Genomic DNA, 18268 nt, shown 5'->3' with positions numbered 1-18268 from the left:
CGGAGCCAGGACACCAATGTTCTGCCGTTCCCACCCGCACACGCCGGAAGATAGGCGCGTATCCGCGATCACGCTAACGAGGTAAATCGAGATCGCCACTGCCGACGTGGAGGCCGGCGTCCTGGGCGATGGCGACCATGCCAGCCAAAATACAACGAAGATGATAGCTGCGACCAAAGGACACGCGAATAGGTCCAAGCTGCGGGTCGTCAGCAAGATACTGCCTCGCCATCCCATGAACCCTGAGCCAACAGATTGCGCTCAGATGGGCGGGCTTGTCTTCGAGCAAGGCGAGCTTGCGCAGGACCGAACGCCGCGCGAACACCCCATGAAGCAACCGGATACATCAGCAAGTTGTAATGTGGGCGGGCGGCCAACATCCTCTCAGGGATTGCAGCCGTTTGTCTGCCCGCCGTCGGCTCAAATTCCATTAAAGCGATCCCTCCACCGGCGCAGGGTTAATGATACGAATCGTACAATCGAAGCCTACCCTTGAGCGAAGCGAATATGAATCGCTATGCCGCTGGCTGGCAATTTGTGGGCGTTGGCGCTGGAGAGTTCGCAAAGCTCCCGCCCTTTGTTGGGGTGCTAATGTCATGGATCAGGACCATGAAGGCGGACACTGTTCGGCTTTCGATTTCGATATCATACGCGAAGCTTTCAGGAAGTCGGTTCGCGAGCTGGACCTAGCTGAAGAGCTTTGGGCGGCCCACGCCAAATCGCTCTTTCAGGACTTCACCGGCCGAGAGCCGGACGAAACCATGATCAACCATATCATCCGGCGCTAGGTCACCAGGCCTTCAAAATCTGGGCCTCCCGCAAAAGCGATGACCAACTGGATGAACCAAGGATTGCAATCAGCTCGCGGGTTGCGCTTCGGTAATGCCTGTCGCTGCAGCCAGCCGTTTAACCATGCAATCGTACGGTTTGGTGCGTGCCTCGTCCCGTTCGTCGGCATCGGCACAATGATTATGATGAACAGTCGCGTCAAGGATCGCTTCATAGACGCTCCCGGTATCTTCCTCGATCTCGACGCTCCAATTCCTAGCGCCATTGCGTCGGCGAAGAGCTTGTGCGTCAATTCGGCAACCGAGATGACATCGGCGCGACTGTGTCGCGGACGTTGGCCACAATCCATTTGCGCAAGAAATCTGGCCGCGAGTGCTCATGACGTCATAAGTTCAATGCAAGGCAGAGGGTTCCGGAACAATTTAGCTTAATTGAATGATGGAATGGTTGACGAATGCGAGACCTTGAATGCGTGGTCCATTAGGAGAGATTCGTGCATCGGTCGACAGGGTAGCCATGGCGAGTTCCTCTCGTTGAAGGGAACTCCATGGTCAGATCGACACCTCTACCCGCTCAAGTCAAATGCCTGTCGCGCCATCACAGGCCGAGGCGACCCTCCCGCGAAGCGGGTTCGTGCATGCGGCGCAAGGCTGCCCTTCCTCCGCTCGCGAAACTGAACCGGATCCGCGTCATCCCGGCGAGCGCCATCGGGAGCCGGGGCGGACAGGAGGTAATACGACCGCCGGCCTGCGCGATAATAGTTCCAAAGACTGGCCCGGTCAGACGAGGGCACGACGACGGCCAGTGATCTTCTCGATGTTGATGCGGAAGAAGAGGTGGGGCGGACTGGCCACCTTGTCCTCGGAGTGAGGTGTCTCGCTGCCAGGTTCCCACCAGTTGGGACGCGCTTTCTGCAACAGCGACCATGCGTGGTCGCGCTCATTCTGCCAGGGACCAGCTTCGGAGAGTTCTTCGAAGCGACCGAAGACAACCACACTCCACCAGCTGCGAGGGCTGCGAATCTCGTCGACTTCGAAGCAAACCTGTGGATGTCCCCGCATCGCCCAGACCTTGTGACCAATCAGGGAGAAGCTGTAGATGTGGCCGCCCTCATAAACGAAGCTGATTGGCACCATGTACGGCATCCCGTCTCTTACGCAAGCGAGGCGCCCGACCCTGCTCGCAGCCAGGTGCATCCTGCATTCTTGGGTGGTCATCTCACTGATGGTCACGGGACTCCCCGGTGAAAGAGCGCTTCGCTCTGTGCATCTCGATGCCGCTGATGCGGACTTCTTGTTTCCCCTGGAGCCGCGACCGCCCACGAGGCTGCGATACGTCATGTTTCATGCGCCACAGCGGCTAAGACAGTGAAGGGCGTACCACCGTAGGCGCAGTTTCGTCGAAGTCGAAATAGGCGAGAATTTCCATCACATCGTGGGCTGATCACCTAGCCGGCCGTCTCAAGAAATCGATCAGCGAAGTTAGCGAGTGCGTTCCAGTCAGTGAATTCGTGATCGCGCTCGGGGCTCGGATCGCCGCTTTTCATGACGACGAATTTGACGAACTGCTCCTGAAAGTAATCGTACTTGTTGAACCGCAAAGCACCCCCAAGAAGGAGGGTCATGGATGGTTGCCAATCTGTCACGGAGACGAAGCGATCCACGTATTTTTGAGCATCCTTCTTTTGGTCTCCCAGCGCCGCCGACAAACTGACGGATATGAGGGCCGAAGGCTTGGTGCTCAGGGCTTCGTGATGCGCAAATACGAAGTTCGTGACGGTTTCCTGGTGGTGCTCCTGGTGGACCGACGCGGCGATGACGAACGCGTCGAAGTGTCCGAGCTTCAAATCGGACGCGAGCGCTGCGCTGTCACGCAACTCGACTTGGTGCCCGCGCTCGCGTAAATGAGTTGCCGTCCGTGCAGCAATTTTCCCCGTCTGGCCTTCGGTCGTTCCATAGACAATCAGGATGTTCACGATATTCCTCCGACAACAGCGCCAACGTGTCGTTTACCGAGAGGATCCGGCGCGAGCCAGGGAATAGGCTTTGCTAACCGCTGGCGAGCGCAGCGTCTGCGCAATTCAACCGTCAGGAAACCGATCTAACCTCGATCCGCTTTGCCGCTGCCTCCGGAGCTCTCGGGATGGCGAGGTGAAGCACACCGTCCTTAATGTTCGCCTCAATTCCATTGATCTCGAAATCCCCGGAGAGAGTGAACTGCCGCTCGAAATCGCCGACCTCATACTCGCGATAGGCCTGGCTGTAGCCCTCTGGCGTATCCTCTTTGACGCGGCCATAGATCGACAGCACCCGCTTCTCCAACGTGACCTCCAAACCCTCGGGGCCAACGCCGGGCAGATCCGCAACGACGACAAGGCCCGTTTCAGTTTCGTAGATGTCAACTCGTGGCACGAAGACTAATTTCTCATGGGTGCGCTCGCCCGCGTCCTGCTCCGCGAACAGCTTGCCCTCCAATTCCGGTTGGCTATTCGGCGTGGCCTGCCTGCTCGCCTTGCTTCCCGCTCTCAAGGCCTCTCTCTTAGCCATGACGCGCCTCCTTGCTCGCATTCACGTGAATGCGCTTTGGCTTGTCCTCTTCGGCCCGAGGAAGACCTAGGGTCAGTAGGCCATTGATGAGATTCGCCCCAACATTGTTCGGGTCGACCAAAAACGGCAATGACACAGTCCGCACAAACCGGCCTTGACGACGCTCGCGCCGGTGGTATCCCCGCCGGGCATCCTCAGCTTCGGCTTGCCGCTCTCCGCTGAGAGTAACGGAATCTCGGTGAATCAAGATGTCCAAGTCTTCTGATCTTACCCCAGGCAGTTCGGCGGTGATGATGACGCCGTCCTGGTTTACGAAGGCATTCACCGCCGGGAATTCCAGGCGGCTCACTTCGTCTTGGAGGCGGCGCATGTTTCGGTAAGGATCTGCTCCGAATAGCATCCGTGCAATCATTGTCTCATCCTCGGAAAGCCGCCCCGCAACGCCCTCAGATTTCCTGGAGCAGGGCCATCGCCGCTCTTCATCGCCCATCGGCGGTGTGCCATGAGCGAAGTGCCGAACCCGCGGCTCCCACCTTCCAGCTCTCAACCCCAGAGTCGCCCAGGTGGTGCCGCAGGTTCGTCCATCATGTTTCACTGGCAATCTGGTTTACCTGCCTGGATTCCCATTCGCTTGAACGGTTCTCCATGTGTATGGCCAAGTTGCGTCCGCATGACGATTACAGAATGCTCCGGTAGCACTTTGTCGCCTTGACCTGAATCAATTCCAGCAGCTGATTGGATGGTTCCGCCCTGATCCAGCTTTGGTTCAAAGGCTGATTGACGCCCGGTAACTCGCCGCCTCTGTACAAACCATTGCCGATCCGGATCATGTCGATTTAGGTTTTCGGGCCGTACAGCGTCGTGTAACGCGGTTAAGGGGAAACGCTTTCCTACCTCACCGAAGTCAGCTCTTGTGGCGCGGGCGCGACAGCAGCCGGAGGGCTTCAAGGACCAGCTTCCGCAGGCTCAACATGCCTTCGCGAGCGAAGTTCTTAGCGCAAACAAAAAAGTCCGCAGCTCGGAGCCAAGCGGGCGAATATCAATGCGAATTTGTAGCGCTACGGGCGCGTAAGGGTCATAATCGCTCTCCATGACAAAGCGAGGGTCGCAGCGTTGGCCTACATGGTGATTTGGTACGGCAAACAGGGCATAGTTGAAATGGTGCCCTTCGATGCCGAGAAAGCCGCGCGGGATCATGCCCTCGCGACTTTTCCCGCTCGCAGGGAGGTTGACGGTATCGTGGCGGTGGAAGTTCGCAAGGAGGACGGCACAGTTGTATTCAGCAAAGCAGGGGGCAGCTAAAATCTCAACGCTTCCGGCTTAGGCCGATCTCCTCGACCCTCATCTTTGTTGCCGATCTCTTTTATCCGCTTCCTATGCTTGTCCTGATTTTCAGGACTGTTCGCCAACCCGGCTGTTGGAACACGCTGACGATTTACGTTCGTGCCGATTATTGGAGTTGGTCCTTCATAGTTTGTTGATCAAATTAGCCGATGATAATAAGCGGACATGCTAGGTACTTCGTACATGCCACAATGGCCTCGGCGCATTCACCCTGGCGCCGGGGCCTATGGTGCCGCCAGTTCGGCGTGACGCATGTCCGGCATAATAGCACCTTGATCAGATCCAAATGCATACAGCTATGTTCCTCGCCCAACCGGTCGGCGAGCGCTGCAACACCAATGTGCGGAACTTTCCGGCGACGACAATCTCCGGAATTAGCCCGCCAGCATATCATTGCTGACTTCGCGGCCAGTATGGCGAGGGACGATCAGGTTCGTGAGATCGAATCCCTGGCGCTTCGCTTCGGCAAGATATCGTTCGCGGGTATCCTGCGCCAGGTCTGGGCTGCGTGCGAGGAGCCAGAGATATTGCCTGTCGGGCGAACCAACGAGAGACACCTTGTATTCGGGATCGAGCTTCAGGACCCAGTAGTCACCGCTGGTGAACGGTATCCAGCGAATGTATTTCGGCAAGAAGGTTACTTTCAACCTGGACCGGGCGTCGTCGACCGGAGTGGCCTCGCCGATTGCCCGAAATGGTTTGCCGTGCTTGTCAAAACAACGGTTGTCGACGCGAACCGTGACACTGTCGTTCAGTGAATAGTTCGCCGTGATGTCCGTCGCCGTTTCGTCTTCGTATTTAATCGGGAGCCGGCACAGTTCATACCATTTACCTAGATATCGGCTGAGGTTGAGTGAGGTAATGGCCGTGACGGCCGCTGTGTCTGTCATGAAGTTCTCCTTGCGATCGATCCAACCCCCGAACACGCCTAGGGTTCCCAGAGGCCAAATCTTGCGATGTCAATCTCCTTTCTTCGTTCAGTCGCCAGATCCCTAAGTCGTCCGACCGGTCCCCCTGCCGTCAGAGCATTTTGGCTTGGACAACCCCTGTGGCATAAACCAAAGGCAGAGCCGTGATCCACGACTTTGCGCAAGATCGACAAACCGGACGATGCGACGATCGAGGCACAACGGGCTGCCCTTGACAACTTGGTGCCGTCTTTATCGAGGAGAGCGGCGGCGGCATCGGAGTCCGACCGAAGTTAACAGCGGCCGAGACCCGCTGCATTGCCATGGCAATCGATAACTAGCCGAGTGAATGCAATTTTCACAAAAAACCCCGCTAGCTAAAAGCAAACGGGGCAAGTTTGGACAGAAGACAGAAGTTAGAACCGCCTAACCGGTTGATCGTAGCTTGGTCCGAATCCGTCCGGCGTCAACCAATCACAAGATTATAGCTTGGCTACATTCAATCAGCTGTTGAAGGCCGACTCGACCTGGTGTGGCTGCGGTAGCTGTCCGTTAGGCGTCAGCTTGTCGACGATGCCGGGCAAGGCGGCGGACAGCTGCTTGAGCAACTCCTGCTCGTCCATCCCTGTTCTTTGTGCGATCTCGCGAATAACTTGGGGGCCTATGGCGCTGCCAAGATCATTGGCGTTGATCGGCTGGTTCTGCCCGGTTCCGACCCATGAATCGGCAACACTGCCATGGCCGGCATCTTTCAGCCTGTCGAGAAGGCCTCCGAGTCCTCCCAACAATCCTCCATCGGCATGGGTCGTACCGGACGGAGCGGGACTTTGCTGTTGATCCTGCTGGCCGGCGTTTCGGCCGGTCAGCATTTTCCCGACCAAAAGCGCACCGAGCGCGACCATCAGTGGTTTGGTGATGTTTCCGCCGGGAACGGCGTTGTCAAAAAGTCCCATATCAAATCCTCCATTTAACCAAGCCCGCCCCTTTTCAACATGGCGCATCCCGGCGGGGTTTCAAGCTGCTTGTGCTTTTTGACGATCCTATGAAAATGATGAGCCTGCGGAGGCTGGAAGAATGTCAATCATCAGTTGGATCATCCTTGGGGTTATCGCTGGCTTCCTGGGCAGCAAGATAGTCAACAAGACCGGTCAAGGTATTCTACTGGATATCGCGCTCGGTATCGTCGGCGCCATTGTTGGCGGCCTCATTTTCAGCGCGTTTGGCGCTTCGGGCGTTACCGGCCTCAACATCTACAGCTTGGTGGTTGCGGTAATCGGAGCGGTTATTGTGCTTTGGGCCTATCACCAGATCACTGGCAACCGAGCACCCTAGATCAGAATCCATCAGGCAGAGAGATGTCGTTTTTCCGGGCAATACCTTCGGTCGACGCCTAACCGGCGTTGGCGGCTGCCATCCCTTTCCAACTGTGCGGCTGCGAATAACCTGAGTCCTCGACAGCTTTTGGCTATCTCCTTGCGAGGAGGTCGCGAATTTCGGTGAGTAGCGCGACGTCGGCGGGCGGTGGAGCCGCTGGTGTTGCCGGCTTTTCACGCTCGAGCCTTCTACGCAGATTGTTCACAGCCTTGACCATAAGGAAGATGATGAAGGCGAGAATGACAAAATTCAACGCCACGGTAATGAAGCTGCCGTAGGCAAAGACGGCGCCTTGCTTTTTGGCGTCGGCCAGCGAAGTGGCATTGACCGCTGAAGAAAGCCCGACGAAATAATTATTGAAATCCAGTCCGCCGAAAATTGCACCTATGACCGGCATGATGATGTCGTTGACCAGTGAATCAACGATCTTACCGAAAGCTGCGCCGATGATGACGCCTACAGCCAAGTCCATCACATTGCCCTTGGAAATGAATTCCTGAAACTCCTTGAGCATTCTCGTATCCTCCGGGTTAACTGCCTGTTCGAGAGATTGAACTGAGATTGCCCCAACGTCTACGGGTTTCGCGACGTCGGAGCCTATGTGACTGGACGGCAGCCCAAGACATTCATGACCTCGATCATTCGAAAACTTTATGTGTGACACATATGGAGACAGATTCGCGCAAGCGCGGGTTAGCGCCTCGCCGCCCACGCTTCGCCAATTGCCCGCAGGCCGATCAGACTTAGGTCCCTCGCCCTTAGGACCGAAGTCTTGCGGCGGAACTAATTCGACGTGCACCCGTTTGGTCAACACTTGCAACGCCAATTTGTTCAACACTTACAAAGCCAAAGAGATGTCGACGGGGTCGGACTTAGCTTTGTGAACACCAGCGGCGGCGTAGTTGCTGCGTCTGTTGTCCGTGCCTTATGGCGATTGCATTCAAAGGGACCAAAAGCGATGGATGAGCGGCACAACAGCGTTTTGGAGGCACGGTGGCTTCTTGCGGTGCCAGCCTCTCTGGTATTGACGCTTCTTTTGGCCGGTTTCCTGCTCACGTGACAGATTTCTGGTTCTCACCGCTGAGTTCTCAATCCGGTCCACCCGGCTATTACGTGCTGGTCAAGTGCGGCCATCATTAACATCCGTGCTGGCGAAGGCTATCGCGACACCCCCATTCACCCCAAAGGGATGTGCTAATTATTCGCTTGGCGGAACGCAAACGATGTGGCGGGGGGGAGCATGCCGACCCGCACGCCACAGGGGAAGCCGCCCGAGAACGACACCGCAAGCAGCCTGGCGACGTCGATGGCTTTGGCACGATCGGCTTCGCGTCGATACTACCGCTAGGGGGACATTGAGTGGCAAACAGTCAACGAAATGGCATGAAACCAACGGGTGCTGGCCTGGCGGGTATACTTTCGGCTGCTAACGTCCACCCGCGCACTGCACTGCCCACGGTCGGCACGATCGTTACGGCGGTGGTAGCGCTTTATTTCGGGCGAGAGGTTTTCCTGCCGATCGCCATTGCGTTGCTGTTGACCTTCGCGCTTGCCCCCCTTGTCTCGACGCTAAGGCGAGTGGGCATTCCTCGCATCATCGCCGTCATCGGCAGCGTGTTTGGCGCCTTTGCGGCGCTCGGACTGTTCTCCTTCATTGTCGCGACACAGGTCAGCGTACTGGCGCAGAATATCCCGGGCTATCAGACCAACATCTTGACCAAGATCCATTCGCTCAAGAAAACCGGAGGCGAGGGCGGGATCGTTGCCAGGCTGAGCCGGGTTATTGAGCGTGTCGGCCAGGAGATCGACCAGCAGGAGCCGCCGGCGCCTGCCGCCGACAAACCGCAGCGCGAGCCTGTGCCCGTTGAGGTCGTCGCCCGCGAACGGCCGCTTGAAGTCCTGCAGAGTTTGGTCGGTACCCTGATCAGCCCGCTGGCCTCTGCAGGACTGATCATCATCGTCGTCATCTTTATGCTGCTGGAACGGGAGGAGCTCCGCGATCGTTTCATTCGTCTCGTAGGCTACGGCGATCTCCACCGCACCACCCAGGCGCTGCAGGATGCCGGCAAACGGGTCGGTCAGTATCTACTTATGCAATTGGTGGTGAACACGGTCTACGCCATCCCGATTGCCATCGGGCTCTGGATCCTCGGCATACCCAATGCGCTGCTATGGGGAATGCTGGCGCTGGCGCTGCGCTTCGTTCCTTATATCGGCCCGGTGATCGGCGCGCTGCTGCCGCTGTTCTTGGCGCTGGCCGTGGCGCCCGGCTGGTCGCTGGTGCTGTGGACTGCCGGCTTATTCGTGGTGATGGAACTGGTCACCGGCAATGTCGTCGAGCCCTGGCTCTACGGCTCGCGCACCGGCCTGTCTCCGCTCGCCATCATTGTCGCGGCGATCTTCTGGACATGGCTGTGGGGACCGCTCGGCCTGGTCCTGTCTACGCCGCTCACCGTCTGTCTCGTCGTGCTCGGCCGCCACGTGCCGCAGTTCGAATTCCTCGACGTGTTGTTCGGCAACGAGCCGGTGCTCGAACCGCATGCCCGGCTCTACCAGCGACTGTTGGCCGGCGATCCCGACGAAGCCACTGACCATGCCGAGGAAATGCTGGAGGAAAAATATCTGGTCGAGTTCTACGACAAGGTCGCCATTCCCGCTTTGCTGCTCGGCGAGCAGGATCGCGTGCGCGGCGTCATGGACGACCAGCAAAGGCGACAGGTGGCGGCCAGTGCGCTGACGCTGGTGGCCAACCTCGACGACAGTGCACAGAATGAGGCCGACGAGGACGACGATCCGGCCGATGGCGCCAAGGCGGACGTGGCAAAAGAGGCGGCGGAAGAAAGCGAGGACGACACCGAACTGCCTGACGGCACCGGCATGTCGGTGCTGTGTGCCGGCGGCCGCGGCGAACTCGACGATGCTGCCGCCGCCATGCTGGCGCAAGTGCTCGAAGTGCAAGGGGCGACAGCCGCAAAGGCGAGCTTTACCGACATGGAGCTGGCGAGCATTCGCGGCCTCGAACTGGGTGCCGTCGATACCGTCGTGGTCGGCTTCCTCAACCGCGACTCGGTCAATCACGCCCGCTTTCTGGTGCGCCGGCTGAAGCGCGCCCGGCCGGCGCTCAGGGTCGGCATCGTGTTCTGGTCGGAAACCGGCAACGACGACAAGGAGGCTGCCGCCAAACTGGCCGGCAACCTCAATGCCGATTTCGTCGCCAATGGCATGGCCGACGCGGCGCTTGGCGCGCTGTCCAACGACCCGCCGGTGGTGCTCAAGCTCGCCACCAAGCGTCGCCTGCGCCGCCGGCCGTCTGACCGTCAGAAAATCTTGATTGCCATTCCCAGCTAATTCGATTCATCGCGCGGCTCAGGCACAAAGCTTGAAACGGCGGACTATGAGCCGTGTCCTATGGATCAACCGTAAATTCGACCCACATGCCGGCTCCATAATGACCTGGCACGTTGCAGATAAGCAGGTATTTTCCGGCCTGCAGCTCGACGGTCAATGTGCCGGATTTTCCAGGATCGAGCTCCGAAACTTCGCCCTTGTCGCCAGCCTTGTCTTCGTCGACCCGATTCTCGGCCTCGACGTAAGGAAGCGGCTTGCTGGGATCGGCAAGGTACATCACGATCATTTCGTGAACAGTGTCCTTGGAGTCATTCTTCACGTTGAATGTGACCTCCCCGGCCTTCACCGCTCCGGGAGAAGCCTTGATACCCATGGTGACCTTGGAGAGATCGATCCCTGGCGTCGCGTAGGCGAGCCCCATAGGCATCTCCGTACTTGCCCCCTTGTCCCACAGCGAAACTTCGACAAGTGAAGCAGCCTGGACGACGCCGGCACTTCCGGCCATGAGCATTGCGACAGCAAGCCCGATCGCTGCACTCATCGATACGGTTTTCATGACGGTGCTCCTTCAGGACGGCAGCACAAGCGCTATACATCCAAGGCGCATCCTGCTTGCGGAGTCACCCCTAGTCCTTGCGCCAAATCAAACTGACCGGCCCAACTACCGTCTCTGTTGACGCAAGACTGAAATTAGCGTCGCCCGGCAACGAACTGCAAAAAAGGGCGAGGCAGGCATATGACCGTCCCTCACACCCCGAAGCAGCGAATAGTGTCATCGGCAGGTCAGCCGCCCTCCTGCACGGTTTCTACTTTGTCAGGATTTCGTAGGTCCCGATATTTTGAGAGCACGCGCACGCCGCCACTTGATATTGACGCTGACTCGGTTCTGGCCAGGGGGCGCGTGCTCAGCTGCTGAGAGTTTGTGCTGATCAGCTGATACCGACCGGCCCAAGACTTGCCGAAAGAGGCTGGCGCCCGGCCTTCGATAAGCAGATACTACCCTTGGGCGTCGGCGGCAATGTGGGAGTATTCCTATGGCCCGAACAAAGTCGGCTATCTGATCGGCAGCCTCGCGAAAGATTCAATCAACCGCAAGCTCGCAAAAGCACTGGTGCAACTGGCACCTCCAGAGCTTGAAATGTCGGAGATTTCCTTCAAGGATTTGCCGCTCTATAGCTATGATTACGACGTTGACTTTCCGCCGGTCGCACGTGCCTTCAAGGATGCCATCGCGTCAGTCGAGGCCGTTCTATTCGTTACGCCAGAGTACAATCGCTCGATTCCAGGAGGGTTGAAGAACGCAATTGACTGGGCAAGCCGCCCCTACGGCAAAAATTCTTTTGCTCGCAAACCGTCGGCCGTCATAGGGACATCCCCTGGAACCATCGGGACCGCCGTAGCCCAGCAGAGCCTGCGCAGCGTGCTCAGCTTCTGCAACTCGCCGCAGATGAATGCTCCGGAAGCTTACATTCAATTTACGCCCGGCCTAATCACGGATAGGGGCGAAGTAACTGTGGAATCCACCGAGCAGTTTTTGCGAAATTACATGGATGATACGGTCCTTCAGGTCGTGCACCAAAATTCCTGATGCCGCCACGAAGTAGCTTAATCGCGGCCAGGTCACTCGCCTGAAGTAAGTCATTTCGAATAACCAAGCCATCGGCCTCTGCCCACTGGGTATGGACGCACTCACTCATGCGCAATAAGGATGAGGATACGGTCTGCCGTGGCGCTTAGCGCTGAGGCAGGCGACGTTCGCTGCGCCGGGCGCCTTTCGATATGACGCCGCCCTGCAAAAGTGTCGACACCGGGGGATCTGGTCATGACTGACAATAAGCCGACCGTAGACGTTACCAAGGACTGGCAAGCATCGCAGGGCCAGAAGTCCGGTGCCACGCGCCTTCGCCTTTTCGCAGTGCTGTCGTGGGTTGTTGCCATTGGCGGCGAGATCGCCGGCATTGTTCTACTCTACCGGCACAAATTCGACCAGGGCAACCTGCCGCTTCTGATCGGCATTCTGATCGGGATCGCGATTTTTGCCATCGCCGGCAGCCTGCTTTGGAAGGCGGCCAACAGGCAGGACCCGGCTCGCGAATCCGAGCCATTCAGGTTCTTCGTCCAGAACCAGCTCGGCGCGATCATCACGCTTATTGCCTTCTTGCCGCTGGTTCTGCTGATCCTCAACGACAAGAACATGGACCCGAAGAGCAAGAAAATTGCCGGCGGCGTCGGCGCGGTGCTCGCCGTGCTGGCGACGCTGATCGGGGTCAGCTACCAACCCCCGTCGGTGGAGCAGTACACGCAGGACATGAACGCGTGCGCTTCGCAGATCAAGTCGGGGCAGCCGACCACAGCCTGTTCGCCCGAGGTCGCCGCCCAGGCGCAGGCGATCGCCACCGACTCCACCACGGTGGCTGCTGCGACGAAGGACTCGGCACACCCCAATGGCCAGGATATCGTCTATTGGATCGCGCCGGAAAACGGCGCCGCCAAGTCCGGGACAGAGCATGTCTTCCACCTCTGCGCAGCCGTCAGTCCGCTGAAGGACAAGACCGTGAACAGCGGTACCGTGACGGAGGCCTACGCACAGAACGCCATCCGCATCACCAAGCAGATCGAGATGGAACAGAAGCAGTGCGGGTTCTCCGGCTCGCAATGAATCTGCCCGCGTTCTATTTCCGAAATCATAGCGATCATAGGAAATCTCGACCCCCACGAAAACAGGCGAATGATCAGGCAGAAAGTACTGTTACGGGGAAGTTTGCGCGTCAACTCAGACGACGAGCCTCGCTCCCTGACCGATGATTTCTCTGAAGGACCTGCGCGGCACCGTGACCCGTATTCTGAGAGTCGAGTTTCAAATTTGTTGAGCTTCCGTTGTCCTTGGCGGCCGGATTTCGGATGCCCTTCAAACATAAACCAGCGTTTATGTTTGACGGAGCTCCATGAATTACGTCGGCTATTACCGTGTTTCGACCAAAAAACAGGCTAGATCTGGTCTCGGTTTAGAGGCTCAGCAGCAGATGGTCCGGCAGTTTGCCGCGACACATGGGGTGCTGGTCGCTGAGTTTGTTGAGGTGGAATCGGGCAGGAACGATCAAAGATCTGAACTGGCAAAAGCGATGATTGCGTCGAAAAAGGCGGGAGCATCGATATTGATCGCCCGCCTGGACCGGTTTTCTCGACGTGTCAGCTTCATTGCGACGATGATGGAGAGAGGTGTTCAGCTTGTCGTCGCAGAAATGCCTCATGCGACCGACTTCCAGCTTCATATTTTTGCTGCCTTAGCCCAGGAGGAGCGACGACTGATTTCCGAGCGCACCAAGGCTGCATTGGCGCAGGCAAAGCATAGAGGCATCGCCCTTGGAAAGAACGGGCACGTGTTAGCTAAGACAAACAGGGCGATGGCCGCTGAGTTCGCCAGCCAAATTCGAGACATCCTGCCCGAGTGTTGGCAATCGATGTCTTACTCGAAACTGGCGCGCTACCTAAATGAGGCGGGTCTCGTGACGGTCAATGGCAACCGCTTCTACCCTCAAACGGCCAAAAACTTGGTCGCGGTGCTCTCTCATGGTCGTGTCAATGCGGGCTGAACGTGTGGAAACGCCCCTCAACGGCAACGCCACGGTCTCCAATCCTGTCGGGTTCACCCGCCAAAAACAACAAGTTAGATGTGAAATTGGATGGTGCTGCCGCTCGTCCCTAAAATCCCGCACAGGGGCATAAAGGGAATGTCAATCGCCATTGATTAACCATTCTCCGGCTGGAGAACCTAGACATGGCCGAGACGTCAATCGAATGGACTGATGTGACCTGGAACCCCGTTGCAGGGTGCACGGTGCTGACCGCTGGCTGCACGAATTGCTACGCGATGAGGATGGCCGCCAGACTTGAGGCAATGGGTGTCGAGAAGTACGCCGGCTTGACGCGCAAGTCCGGCGGACGAGCAAAATGGACCGGGAGGATCTTCCTCGATCGAAAGGCTCTCTCGATCCCTGCCTCGTGGTCGAAGCCACGCCGAGTCTTTGTCAACTCGATGTCTGATCTCTTCCATTCCGACGTGCCAACCGACTTCATCTCGGATGTCTGGAAAGTGATGGCTCAGACGCCCCGGCACACATACCAAATCCTGACGAAGCGGCCCGATCGAATGGTCGAAATCGTTCCTGGCTTAGCGAAGCTACGTAACGTTTGGCTAGGCACAAGCGTTGAGGATGCGCGTGTAATTTATAGAATCGATAAATTGCGCCAAGTTCCGGCCGCAGTGCGGTTCGTTTCTTTCGAGCCGCTGATTGGGAGCGTCTCTGGTGCCGGACTGCGAAACATTCACTGGGCGATAGTGGGCGGCGAGAGTGGCCCAAAGGCGCGCTCGATGGATCCGGCCTGGGTCGACGAGATCGAAAGTATGTGTCGGGACCAGGGGGCAGCGTTCTTTTTCAAGCAGTGGGGCGGCAAAAACAAAAAGGCCGCCGGCCGGACCCTCAATGGCCGCCTTTATGACGAGATGCCGGCTCCATCGATGCCTTGAGAATGTGATTCCCTATTCTTGTGGCCAGCCCGATAGCTTTCGGTTCCGGGTTTGAAATGGCCAGAAAAAGCGAGAACATTGGCGCGCCCCTGTCGTTGCGAAGGCGCCTTGGGGGCAAGACCTTCGGAAAGAGACTTGCAAGTCGTTTGCCGACAAACTGCTCCATCGCGGCGACATCAGCGACTCGTTGATGAGTTTCGTCGACTTGGCCAAGCAGATCGGTGCTTTGCTCCCTCCGATACCAAGCGTCTTCCCACCCGTCGGTTCCCAGCATGCGCGTAAGCGCGGCTCGTTTGTCCGCAGTCAGCTTTTTCGGATCGTGCGTAGCCTGCCTAAACATTCCGGCGAGTGAGACGAGATACCAGACGTCAATTGCTTCGGTTTTTCGTATTGCCTCGAGGGTCGACCAAGCGACATCCATTCCGTAAGGATCTAAAAACATCACGGCCCTTTTTCCGACCCACCGCTGAGAAGCGAGTTCGGCCTTGATCGCCTCGTTGGCATCACCCCGCACGATGTCAATAGAACGATCTGGGTACTCATTGGCCAAGCATCGCAGCGCCGCACAATGGCGCCTCATTTTGTCCATGAAAATATAGCGGCTAAAATGAGGGGTGATATCCAATGCGATGCGGGCGGAGCCCCTTCTACGCTCTATGCGCTTCTCAAGTGCCGGCAGTAAGTCAGTAGCGATGGCTCCCGCAACTCTAACTGTCCGTTCTCCGGTGCCGGCAAATGCGTCGATATACCAAAGCTCAGGAAATTTTGAATGGAGAGCCAGTGTGAAAGCTCTCAAGTACTCCTCGACAACCGAGAGTTTGAGATCGGTGGAGAGACTGCCAAATTCGTGATCCGTTGACATTCGTTAGGCTGACCAGCCGGGCCATGTGCTGTCGAGCATAGGCTCACCGTTGCAGTAGAAGTCATCGACGAAACGCCCGGTGGCCTTGTCCCGGCACCGCCAGATCAGGGCGTAGTTCTGTCCGTAGAATTGATCCCAGGCCACGCCGTACACCGTAGGCGGCGGGCGGTAATATCCACCGCCGTAGCCATTGTTGGCAGCTACTGCGACCGCCGCACCACCTACAGCAGCCGCCGCTATTCCTGTCGCTACAGCGTTGTCGGCTTGTACAAGTCGCATGCACTTGTCTGCCGTCGCGCCGCGACGAACTAGCAGGGCTGCTACTCTGCTTCGATATTGCTCGTCAATGCTGGAGGCCAAAGCATGGCACAATGCCACGGTGTTCATTGCCGTGAGATCACTGTCGGATACGACAGGACTCGTTGAGCAGCCAGCCAAACATAGCGTCGCGCTCGCGAGAACTTGCAGTTTCTTCATTTGATTTCCCCCACGCAAATAATGGGGCAATTTCGACACAGGTGTCCAGAGGTTTGTTTATTGGGACAGTCGTTCTAACTGCGCGAGGCTCCCAGCGAACAAACAGCGCTCGGGTGTTGGGCGCGTACCGCTTCCCCTGCCATTGAAGCGGGCGCTTTCATTTTTCGGAACTAATTGAGTGCATGCTAATTGAATAGCGGTTTTGCGAGTCAGTCCATGCGTCTGAAATTCATCCCGCCGTTGATGCCTACGCTCGTCGAACAGCCCCCAGAAGGCGACGACTGGATTCACGAGGTCAAGTTCGCTCGCAGCTGATCATCGACGAAGACGGCACCAGGATCTACACGCGCAATGGCCACGACTGGACGGCGAAGTATCGCGACCTGGTAAAGGAAGCCGCCAGCCTCGGCGCGGAAAGCGCCATTGTCGACGGCGAGATCATCGTGCTCGACGAAGCCGGCCTGTCGGATTTTGGCGAGCTGCGCCAGGCCATCACGCGCCGGCAGCATGATCTCTATTTCGTCGCTTTTGATCTCCTGCATCTCAATGGCCATGATCTGCGCGACATGACACTTGAAGAGCGGCGTGAGATCCTGTCCAGCATGATCGAGCCGGGCGGGCGCATCCAGTTCAGCGAGCCGCTGCCGGGCGAAGCCAATGCGATTTACCATCTGTTCGACCAGGCCGGACTCGAGGGCATGGTGTCGAAGCGCCGCGACAGCAAATACCGCAGCGGCCCCTCGACGAACTGGCTGAAGACCAAATGTTATGCGATCGACGAATACGAGCTGCTCGGCGTCGAGCGCGAGGCAGGCAAGCCGGCCTTCGCTCTCATGGCCGATTCGGGCGACCGGCAAGTATGTCGGCTCGGCCTTTATCAATTCCAGGCGTGCAATCCGTGAGCGCCTCTGGGCGCGTGTGCAAGAGCTGCGGGGCCGGCGCCGAAGGGGATGAAACGGCCGGCGACGCGGTGGGTCAAGCCGGGTCTCATCGGCCGCGTGAAACACTTGCGGGGCGAGGAAGATTTGCGGCACGCTTCGCTGCAGGATTTCTGGGAGTTAGACGATGTCCGTGGCTAAGAAGGACCAGGAGCGCATCACCTATGCGTGGATGTATGGCGCACAGGCCCGCAAGGACGGCAAGGAGCGCGTTGTGCCGCAGGTCTGGGACGAATTCGCAGAAGCGTGGCTGAAGGGCTTCGATGGCGAGCTGCTTGCCGGCGGCAAGAACAAGCCGGTCAGCGATACTATGGAAGCGGAAGTCGATGAAGAGGCGGTGATCAGGGAGGAGAGGTAGCCTAGCGTCGACGGGACCGCGCCCCGGCGATCGGTTTCGAGTTGCTCTATGCATTGACCCGTTTCAGAAGGGTCGCGCTTTAAGGACGTTCACATGTCAAGATTATCGCTGTGGCTGCGGGCTAGCAGGCTCCTCCCGCCGAAAAACCCGCTGCCTCCATTTGTTACGTTGGGTCGGTACTCGCACGGCGTTCATAAAGGGTCTTTCCTGTTCCTCTCTGAGGAAGCCCCTGTGAAGATTGGCGCTTTCTGCGCCATCGCGGCGGAAGTTCTGTTCATTTGTCACGCCGACCATCCGACGGAGACAGCGTCGAACTTTGGATTGCAGGACCAGATCCTGAAAACCAAAAAGACGATTGAATACCTGCGGACCAAAGGGCCGATTGTCTTGGGAAACGATGTCTGGGTGGGAGCAAGGGCGACCATCCTATCGGGAGTCACTATTGGTGATGGCGCCGTGGTTGCGGCATGCAGTGTGGTTACCAAGGACGTACCGCCCTATGCGATAGTGGCCGGCAACCCGGCAAAGCTAATTAGATACCGCTTTCCCGCCGACACTATCGCGGCCCTGCGGGAGATCCGCTGGTGGGACTGGCCCATCGAACGCATCAAACAGGAGAAGTCAGCCTTCGAGTTGCCCGCGGAGGAATTCGTTCGCCGCTTCAGCTGACGACTGAGCCTTATGGCTGCGCTTTTCTAGATCGCATAGGTCGGAGTGCCGGCATTCCTGGCGATGATAAAGACCAAGATTCCGAAACAGGCGGCGATGGCTATGATCATGACATGATCGCTGTCTT

Annotated in this window: 19 protein-coding genes and 2 pseudogenes; 11 read left to right on the top strand and 10 right to left on the bottom strand. The window is 57.7% G+C overall.

The genetic code is table 11. From position 1 onward, the window contains the following. Positions 1-596 precede the first annotated feature (596 nt). Positions 597-788: a hypothetical protein gene (locus MAFF_RS19465; RefSeq protein ID WP_044548622.1), complete on the top strand. Its 192-nt coding sequence runs from the start codon at positions 597-599 to the stop codon at positions 786-788. A gap of 780 nt (positions 789-1568) precedes the next feature. Here MAFF_RS19465 and MAFF_RS19460 read toward each other — a convergent pair. The 4 genes from MAFF_RS19460 to MAFF_RS19445 form a co-directional block, all read right to left on the bottom strand. Further along, the gene (locus tag MAFF_RS19460) at positions 1569-2006 is read right to left on the bottom strand and encodes a pyridoxamine 5'-phosphate oxidase family protein (RefSeq protein ID WP_157866179.1); all 438 of its coding nucleotides are present in this window, start codon (positions 2004-2006) and stop codon (positions 1569-1571) included. Between the two features lie 230 nt (positions 2007-2236). Further along, complete coding sequence (locus MAFF_RS19455; protein ID WP_010912654.1) at positions 2237-2764, bottom strand: flavodoxin domain-containing protein; 528 nt, start codon at positions 2762-2764, stop codon at positions 2237-2239. 112 nt (positions 2765-2876) lie between these two features. Then, on the bottom strand, positions 2877-3335 hold the full coding sequence (locus tag MAFF_RS19450; protein ID WP_157866020.1) for an Hsp20/alpha crystallin family protein: 459 nt from the start codon (positions 3333-3335) through the stop codon (positions 2877-2879). Beyond that, positions 3328-3747, bottom strand: coding sequence for an Hsp20/alpha crystallin family protein (locus tag MAFF_RS19445; protein WP_244420581.1), 420 nt, complete (start codon positions 3745-3747; stop codon positions 3328-3330). Before MAFF_RS19445 ends, MAFF_RS19450 begins: the two co-directional genes overlap by 8 nt. Positions 3748-4448: 701 nt before the next feature. On the opposite strand from MAFF_RS19445, the gene MAFF_RS19440 reads away from it, so the two are divergent. After that, the gene (locus MAFF_RS19440; protein ID WP_044548618.1) at positions 4449-4637 is read left to right on the top strand and encodes a hypothetical protein; all 189 of its coding nucleotides are present in this window, start codon (positions 4449-4451) and stop codon (positions 4635-4637) included. 416 nt (positions 4638-5053) lie between these two features. Here MAFF_RS19440 and MAFF_RS19435 read toward each other — a convergent pair whose 3' ends face one another. Further along, a complete protein-coding gene (locus tag MAFF_RS19435) occupies positions 5054-5569 on the bottom strand; it encodes a lipocalin family protein (protein ID WP_044551075.1) in 516 nt (171 codons plus the stop codon). A 521-nt stretch (positions 5570-6090) separates the two neighbouring features. Continuing rightward, positions 6091-6540, bottom strand: coding sequence for a YidB family protein (locus MAFF_RS19430; RefSeq protein WP_044548617.1), 450 nt, complete (start codon positions 6538-6540; stop codon positions 6091-6093). Between the two features lie 121 nt (positions 6541-6661). Between MAFF_RS19430 and MAFF_RS19425 the strand changes: the two genes are divergently transcribed. Then, on the top strand, positions 6662-6919 hold the full coding sequence (locus tag MAFF_RS19425) for a GlsB/YeaQ/YmgE family stress response membrane protein (RefSeq protein WP_010912649.1): 258 nt from the start codon (positions 6662-6664) through the stop codon (positions 6917-6919). A gap of 133 nt (positions 6920-7052) precedes the next feature. Here the strand turns inward: MAFF_RS19425 and mscL are convergent, their stop codons facing one another. Beyond that, a complete protein-coding gene (gene mscL / locus MAFF_RS19420; RefSeq protein WP_010912648.1) occupies positions 7053-7475 on the bottom strand; it encodes a large conductance mechanosensitive channel protein MscL in 423 nt (140 codons plus the stop codon). Positions 7476-8344: 869 nt separating this feature from the next. Between mscL and MAFF_RS19415 the strand changes: the two genes are divergently transcribed. Further along, positions 8345-10309: an AI-2E family transporter gene (locus MAFF_RS19415; RefSeq protein ID WP_157866018.1), complete on the top strand. Its 1965-nt coding sequence runs from the start codon at positions 8345-8347 to the stop codon at positions 10307-10309. Between the two features lie 58 nt (positions 10310-10367). Here MAFF_RS19415 and MAFF_RS19410 read toward each other — a convergent pair whose 3' ends face one another. Next, positions 10368-10865, bottom strand: a complete 498-nt coding sequence (locus MAFF_RS19410) for a cupredoxin domain-containing protein (protein WP_010912646.1) — start codon at positions 10863-10865, stop codon at positions 10368-10370. 462 nt (positions 10866-11327) lie between these two features. Here MAFF_RS19410 and MAFF_RS19405 point away from each other — a divergent pair, with 462 nt between their 5' ends. From MAFF_RS19405 to MAFF_RS19390, 4 genes are all read left to right on the top strand, one after another. After that, positions 11328-11897, top strand: a complete 570-nt coding sequence (locus tag MAFF_RS19405) for an NADPH-dependent FMN reductase (RefSeq protein WP_010912645.1) — start codon at positions 11328-11330, stop codon at positions 11895-11897. A 234-nt stretch (positions 11898-12131) separates the two neighbouring features. Next, positions 12132-12968 carry a hypothetical protein gene (locus MAFF_RS19400; protein ID WP_044548615.1) on the top strand — a complete coding sequence of 279 codons (837 nt, stop codon included), beginning with the start codon at positions 12132-12134 and terminating at the stop codon, positions 12966-12968. 286 nt (positions 12969-13254) lie between these two features. Further along, a complete protein-coding gene (locus tag MAFF_RS19395) occupies positions 13255-13902 on the top strand; it encodes a recombinase family protein (protein ID WP_010912643.1) in 648 nt (215 codons plus the stop codon). 185 nt (positions 13903-14087) lie between these two features. Further along, the gene (locus tag MAFF_RS19390) at positions 14088-14837 is read left to right on the top strand and encodes a DUF5131 family protein (RefSeq protein ID WP_010912642.1); all 750 of its coding nucleotides are present in this window, start codon (positions 14088-14090) and stop codon (positions 14835-14837) included. On the opposite strand, the gene MAFF_RS19385 is transcribed toward MAFF_RS19390, so the two are convergent. Next, positions 14791-15699 (bottom strand): three-Cys-motif partner protein TcmP, encoded by a 909-nt coding sequence (locus tag MAFF_RS19385; RefSeq protein WP_010912641.1) that lies wholly within the window; start codon positions 15697-15699, stop codon positions 14791-14793. The two genes, MAFF_RS19390 and MAFF_RS19385, sit on opposite strands and share 47 nt — an antisense overlap. A gap of 3 nt (positions 15700-15702) precedes the next feature. Continuing rightward, positions 15703-16176 (bottom strand): hypothetical protein, encoded by a 474-nt coding sequence (locus MAFF_RS19380; protein ID WP_044548613.1) that lies wholly within the window; start codon positions 16174-16176, stop codon positions 15703-15705. A 216-nt stretch (positions 16177-16392) separates the two neighbouring features. Here MAFF_RS19380 and MAFF_RS19375 point away from each other — a divergent pair. The 3 genes and pseudogenes from MAFF_RS19375 to MAFF_RS40655 all read left to right on the top strand — a co-directional run. After that, positions 16393-17255, top strand: a pseudogene (locus MAFF_RS19375) (ATP-dependent DNA ligase). Beyond that, positions 17242-17472: a hypothetical protein gene (locus MAFF_RS19370; protein WP_010912639.1), complete on the top strand. Its 231-nt coding sequence runs from the start codon at positions 17242-17244 to the stop codon at positions 17470-17472. Before MAFF_RS19375 ends, MAFF_RS19370 begins: the two are co-directional and overlap by 14 nt. 363 nt (positions 17473-17835) lie before the next feature. Beyond that, positions 17836-18019, top strand: a pseudogene (locus MAFF_RS40655) (CatB-related O-acetyltransferase); the annotation flags it as partial. Positions 18020-18268 lie beyond the last annotated feature (249 nt).

It is taken from the genome of Mesorhizobium japonicum MAFF 303099 (assembly GCF_000009625.1).
Lineage (GTDB): Bacteria > Pseudomonadota > Alphaproteobacteria > Rhizobiales > Rhizobiaceae > Mesorhizobium > Mesorhizobium japonicum.
Note: the sequence above shows the minus strand (reverse complement) of the source record. Positions and strands in the feature narration are given on the sequence as shown.

Coding starts and splice junctions, on each gene's coding strand:
- MAFF_RS19405 (WP_010912645.1), top strand. CDS start 11,328: ATGTGGGAGTATTCCTATGGCCCGAACAAAGTCGGCTATCTGATCGGC.
- MAFF_RS19385 (WP_010912641.1), bottom strand. CDS start 15,699: ATGTCAACGGATCACGAATTTGGCAGTCTCTCCACCGATCTCAAACTC.
- MAFF_RS19415 (WP_157866018.1), top strand. CDS start 8,345: ATGAAACCAACGGGTGCTGGCCTGGCGGGTATACTTTCGGCTGCTAAC.
- MAFF_RS19435 (WP_044551075.1), bottom strand. CDS start 5,569: ATGACAGACACAGCGGCCGTCACGGCCATTACCTCACTCAACCTCAGC.
- MAFF_RS19445 (WP_244420581.1), bottom strand. CDS start 3,747: ATGATTGCACGGATGCTATTCGGAGCAGATCCTTACCGAAACATGCGC.
- MAFF_RS19395 (WP_010912643.1), top strand. CDS start 13,255: ATGAATTACGTCGGCTATTACCGTGTTTCGACCAAAAAACAGGCTAGA.
- MAFF_RS19400 (WP_044548615.1), top strand. CDS start 12,132: ATGACTGACAATAAGCCGACCGTAGACGTTACCAAGGACTGGCAAGCA.
- MAFF_RS19390 (WP_010912642.1), top strand. CDS start 14,088: ATGGCCGAGACGTCAATCGAATGGACTGATGTGACCTGGAACCCCGTT.
- MAFF_RS19450 (WP_157866020.1), bottom strand. CDS start 3,335: ATGGCTAAGAGAGAGGCCTTGAGAGCGGGAAGCAAGGCGAGCAGGCAG.
- MAFF_RS19425 (WP_010912649.1), top strand. CDS start 6,662: ATGTCAATCATCAGTTGGATCATCCTTGGGGTTATCGCTGGCTTCCTG.
- MAFF_RS19410 (WP_010912646.1), bottom strand. CDS start 10,865: ATGAAAACCGTATCGATGAGTGCAGCGATCGGGCTTGCTGTCGCAATG.
- mscL (WP_010912648.1), bottom strand. CDS start 7,475: ATGCTCAAGGAGTTTCAGGAATTCATTTCCAAGGGCAATGTGATGGAC.
- MAFF_RS19460 (WP_157866179.1), bottom strand. CDS start 2,006: ATGACCACCCAAGAATGCAGGATGCACCTGGCTGCGAGCAGGGTCGGG.
- MAFF_RS19430 (WP_044548617.1), bottom strand. CDS start 6,540: ATGGGACTTTTTGACAACGCCGTTCCCGGCGGAAACATCACCAAACCA.
- MAFF_RS19370 (WP_010912639.1), top strand. CDS start 17,242: ATGTCCGTGGCTAAGAAGGACCAGGAGCGCATCACCTATGCGTGGATG.
- MAFF_RS19465 (WP_044548622.1), top strand. CDS start 597: ATGGATCAGGACCATGAAGGCGGACACTGTTCGGCTTTCGATTTCGAT.
- MAFF_RS19380 (WP_044548613.1), bottom strand. CDS start 16,176: ATGAAGAAACTGCAAGTTCTCGCGAGCGCGACGCTATGTTTGGCTGGC.